Genomic DNA, 982 nt, shown 5'->3' with positions numbered 1-982 from the left:
CGGCGGCCGGGACCCCCTGATGGAGCGCGCGCTGCTCGGCACCCTCACGCCGGACCTGCGCGACGAACTCCAGGACGCCCTCGCGCGCCGGCAGCTCATGCGCGCCCGCCGCGTCTAGGACGCCCGCGAAGGACCGCGAGGAGGCCCCGCGGACGCGGGCCTCCTCGCCTCCACGATGAGCGACACGAACCCGAGCCGACCGTCGCGGTTGCGGTGATCGAGCAGCAGCGACCGATAGATCGGCCCGGTCGTCACGTCCCACCCGTGGTAGTGGAAGCGGCCCCCGTCGTCGCAGTACTCCAGGAGCTCCACCTCGAAGCCCGCCGACTCGAACACCCGGCGCAGCGTGCGCGCGTCGTACACGACCCTGTGGTCCGCCGCCGGATGGTCCGCCGGACCCGGCCCGCCGATCCGCACGGTGCGCTGGTACGCCTCGTCGGGGAAGTTCGCGTCCGGCACGGCGCAGCGGAGCCAGCCGCCCGGCCGGAGGTACTCGAAGCACAACCGCGCGGCCTCCGCGCCCTGCTCCAGCGTGAGGTGCTCCCAGACGTGCTCGCACAGGAAGGCGTCCGCGCGGCGCTCGCCGAACCAGCGTTCGAAGCTCGCGGGGTCGGTGAGGTCGAGCTCCTCGCGGTGCGTGGGCGTCCAGCCGTCCCAGGCCTGGTCCCCGGCGCCGATGATCACGTTCAGGGGTGCGGTCACGCGCACAGTATGCCGCCGAACCCACGGCACGCGGGCGAACGTGTGAGGCGCGTCAGGAATCTTCGCACGCGCCTCACGCGGGTCGGCTAGGCTCTCAGCAGACACTCAAGGAGGAATTCGTGGTCCAGACCGCGCTCGAAGCGCTCGTGGACGCGCTGCGCCGACTCACGTCGCTCGCGCTTCCCGCCCTCGTCCTGCTGCTCGCCCTGCTGCTCGTCGCCGCCCTCGTCGGCCTCTTCGACCGCGAACGGCTCCGGCGCGCCCTCGCCGCCACGGGCGG

The 982-nt window shown here is 73.3% G+C and carries 1 protein-coding gene; it reads right to left on the bottom strand.

The genetic code is table 11. The features are described 5' to 3' along the window. Positions 1-114: 114 nt before the first annotated feature. Entirely contained in the window at positions 115-702 is a 588-nt protein-coding gene (locus DEIPI_RS29975) for a class I SAM-dependent methyltransferase (RefSeq protein WP_045233994.1), read from the bottom strand. Positions 703-982 lie beyond the last annotated feature (280 nt).

Source organism: Deinococcus pimensis DSM 21231, assembly GCF_000519345.1.
Taxonomy (GTDB): Bacteria; Deinococcota; Deinococci; order Deinococcales; family Deinococcaceae; genus Deinococcus_A; species Deinococcus_A pimensis.
Note: the sequence above shows the minus strand (reverse complement) of the source record. Positions and strands in the feature narration are given on the sequence as shown.